This is a genomic window from Streptomyces hirsutus (genome assembly GCF_001418415.1).
GTDB classification, from domain to species: Bacteria; Actinomycetota; Actinomycetes; order Streptomycetales; family Streptomycetaceae; genus Streptomyces; species Streptomyces hirsutus.
Window position 1 is genome coordinate 1 of the sequence record NZ_LIQT01000519.1, and the last position, 3,970, is coordinate 3,970.

The window sequence follows — 3,970 nt, forward strand, 5'->3', positions numbered from 1 at the left end:
CCGTCGTACGACGGCTCCACATAGGCGATGAGCTTGCCGCCCTCGGCCTTCATGGGCACCATCGAGTTCGCCACGGGGGACTTCACCCGCCACTTCTCCTTGCCGGTGGCGAGGCTGACCGCGACGACCTCGTTGGCCCCGGTGGTCGCCTTGGTGGGCAGGTAGAGGGTGTCCCCGTCGACGACGACGCCCTCGCAGCCCTGGAGGTCACGGGCGAGGATGGCCCAGCCGCACTGGGCGCCGAAGTCCTCGTCGACGGAGACCTGGGAGCGGATCGAGCCGCCGGCGCCCAGCGTGGAGATGTTCCACGTCTTCTTGTCCTTGTTGGTGCTGTAGATGACCACCGGGTCGACGGAGTAGGCACGCTCGACGCGCCAGCCCTTGTCGAACTTCCGGGTCCACTTGACCTTGCCGGTCTTCGGGTCGAGCTCCTGGACCTCGTCGTGCTCGTTGTTGCCGCCCGCGCCGCAGGACGCGACCTGGATCAGCCGCTCGCCGCCCGCGAACGCGGCGGGGAAGCAGGCCTCGCCGTACTTCCTCTTGTCGTACATCTTGTCGCCGGACGTCACGTCGAACGCGGTGCCGGACTGCGAGCGGCCGACCATCAGCGTGTTGCCGCTGAGGGTCATCTCGAGGGAGAGCACGGAGTCGAACAGCGCGCCGTCGTCGACCTTCTGCGTCCAGCCCTTCTCGCCGGTGTCGAGGTCGACGAGCTGGAGCTGGTTGCACTTGGCGCGGTCGCTGCTGCCGCTCATGTACGCGATGACGACCTTGTCGTCGGCCGTCTTCTCCGAGGTGACCGCGCAGATCTTCTGCGGGAAGGCGAGGGGCTCCCAGGTCGGCTTGCCGTCGGCGACGTTGTAGGCGGAGAGCTCCTTGTAGGCCGCCTTCACCGCCGTCTTGTCGGTGATCCACATGCCGGGGGCGTCGGCTCCGGAACCGGGCGCGTCGGGCGCCTCCTTGTACCAGAGCACCTTGGACTCGCCGGACTTGCGGCCCTCGTTGAGGTCCTCGGGGTCCGAGCCGCCGTCGCCCTCGCCGTCGCCCGGGTTGACCGGGGCGCCGGAGGGCTGGGGCTTGGGGTCGTCGCCGGTCTGCTGGGCGACGGGCTTCTTGTCCTTCTTCTCGTCGCCGCCGGAGACCGCCCACACGGTGCCGCCGATGGCGAGCAGCACCGCCACCGCGGCGCTGACGATCACGACGGGCTTGCCCTTGAAGGGGTTGCGGGAGCCGGGCCCCGGCGGCGGGGTGCCGGGCGCGCCCGGGAACTGCGGCTGCGGGTAGCCGTACCCCGGCTGCTGCCCGTACGGACCGGGCTGCTGCGGCTGGCCGCCGTAAGGGCCGGAGGCGTACGGCCCGGAAGCGTACGGTCCCGGCTGCTGTCCGTACGGTCCCGACTGCGGCTGCCCGTACGGTCCCGGTTGTGGCTGCCCGTACGGTCCCGGCTGCTGCGGAGGCGGAGTCTGCTGCGGGTAGCCGTACCCCGGCTGCGGCGATCCGGCCGGCGGACCCTGCGGAGGCGGCGGGGTCGGAGCCCCGAAACCACCACCCGGCGCGGGCGGGTCCTGCGGTGCTCCGAAGCCACCCTGCGGCGGCTGGCTGGGCGGCTGAGCCATCAGCGTGTTCCCCCTTGCTCACTGATTTTTAGCCACACCCTGAGGTACGTAATGTTCCCAGAGTCGTATTCACGCGGTTCCGACGGTTCTCGAACGGGCTCTTTCTATCACCCGGCAGCGACAGGCCACCGGGCCCCGCCCACCGCTGTTCCCAAGGGAGAACCCGCCCGTGATGCCCTCGTTACGCGCCTCCACGCCCCCTTCACACCTCGCACGCCCCGCGCACGAACCCGCACCCGGACCTGCACCGGGGGCGTGAGCAGGGCGTGCGGGGCATCTGTGCGGGGAGGTGCACAGCGGTGCGCGTGGGGACGCGGGAGGGGTGGGGGCGACGCGGCCGGGGTCAGGCGTCCTCGGCGAGTTCCAGCCACCGCAGTTCGAGCTCGTCCCGCTGACCGGCCGTCTCCCGCAGCTCGGCGTCGAGTTGGGCCACCTTGGCGAAGTCCGTGGCGTTCTCGGCGATCGCCGCGTGCAGCTTGGCCTCCTTCTCGGAGACCTTGTCGAGCTGTCGTTCGATCTTCTGCAGTTCCTTCTTGGCGGCGCGCACGTCGGCGGCACTCTTCTCGGGGACGGCGTCCGCGGCCGGCTTCGCCGTCGAGGGCGCGGCGGCGGACGTGGCGGCCGCCTCCTCCATCTTCTTCCGCCGCTCCAGGTACTCGTCGATACCGCGCGGCAGCATCCGCAGGGCGCCGTCGCCGAGCAGGGCGAACACCCGGTCGGTGGTGCGCTCGACGAAGAACCGGTCGTGGGAGATGACGATCATCGAGCCGGGCCAGCCGTCGAGGACGTCCTCGAGCTGGGTGAGGGTCTCGATGTCGAGGTCGTTGGTGGGCTCGTCGAGGAAGAGGACGTTGGGTTCGTCCATGAGCAGCCGCAGCAGCTGGAGCCGCCGCCGCTCACCGCCGGACAGGTCGCCGACGGGCGTCCACTGCTTGTCCTTGTTGAAGCCGAACGTCTCGCACAGCTGCCCGGCGGTCATCTCGCGCCCCTTGCCGAGGTCGACGCGCTCGCGGACCGCCTGCACGGCCTGGAGCACCCGCCAGGTGGGGTCGAGTTCGGCGACCTCCTGGGAGAGGTAGGCGAGTTTGACCGTCTTGCCGACGTGGACCCGTCCCGCCACGGGCTGGATCTCGCCCTCGCTGCGGGCGGCCTCGGTCAGGGCCCGCAGCAGGGACGTCTTCCCGGCGCCGTTGACGCCGACCAGGCCGAACCGGTCGCCGGGGCCGAGCTGCCAGGTGAGGTGCTTGATCAGCACCTTGGGGCCCGCCTGGACGGTGACGTCCTTGAGGTCGAAGACCGTCTTGCCGAGCCGGGAGGAGGCGAACTTCATCAGCTCGCTGCTGTCCCGGGGCGGCGGGACGTCCTTGATCAGCTCGTTGGCGGCCTCGACGCGGAAGCGCGGCTTGGACGTCCGCGCGGGTGCCCCGCGGCGCAGCCAGGCCAGCTCCTTGCGGACCAGGTTCTGCCGCTTGACCTCCTCGGTGGCGGCGATGCGCTCCCGTTCGGCGCGGGCGAAGACGTAGTCGGTGTAGCCGCCCTCGTACTCGTACACGTCACCGCGCTGCACGTCCCACATGCGGGTGCAGACCTGGTCGAGGAACCAGCGGTCGTGGGTGACACAGACGAGCGCGGAGCGCCGTTCCCGCAGGTGCCGGGCGAGCCAGGCGATGCCCTCGACGTCGAGGTGGTTGGTGGGCTCGTCGAGGACGACCAGGTCCTGGTCGTCGATGAGCAGTTTGGCGAGCGCGATCCGGCGCCGCTCGCCACCGGACAGCGGTCCGATGACGGTGTCCAGGCCCTTGGGGAATCCCGGCAGGTCCAGGCCGCCGAACAGCCCCGCCAGGACGTCCCTGACCTTGGCGTTGCCCGCCCACTCGTGGTCGGCCATGTCGCCGATGACCTCGTGCCGGACCGTGGCCTGCGGGTCGAGGGAGTCGTGCTGGGTCAGCACGCCGAGGCGCAGTCCGCCGGAGTGCGTGACCCGCCCGGTGTCCGCCTCCTCCAGTTTGGCGAGCATCCGGATCAGGGTGGTCTTGCCGTCGCCGTTGCGCCCGACGATACCGATGCGGTCCCCCTCCGAGACGCCCAGGGAGATGCCGTCGAGGAGGGCACGGGTGCCGTACACCTTGCTGACGTTCTCGACATTGACGAGATTGACGGCCATGACACTCCTGAACCAAGGGGGATGGATCGACCCTCCAGGGTAGTCGCGCGCGACGGGCCGCTCGCCGGGTCGCTCACGGGGCCGATCGCCGGGCCGGGGGAACGGGCCTCGTACTCCGCCGGAGACGGTCCGCGGACCAGACCGGGGTCCGCGGTCTGCAGTCCGCGGACCGGACCGGGGTCCGGACCGG

At 70.8% G+C, this 3,970-nt stretch carries 2 protein-coding genes; both read right to left on the reverse strand.

The genetic code is table 11. The features are described from left to right. Positions 1-1,616, reverse strand: a 1,616-nt coding sequence (locus AOK11_RS33010) for an outer membrane protein assembly factor BamB family protein (protein WP_055597353.1), incomplete at its 3' end; no start/stop codon positions are given. Positions 1,617-1,959: 343 nt separating this feature from the next. Next, on the reverse strand, positions 1,960-3,780 hold the full coding sequence (locus AOK11_RS33015) for an ABC-F family ATP-binding cassette domain-containing protein (RefSeq protein WP_055597352.1): 1,821 nt from the start codon (positions 3,778-3,780) through the stop codon (positions 1,960-1,962). Positions 3,781-3,970 lie beyond the last annotated feature (190 nt).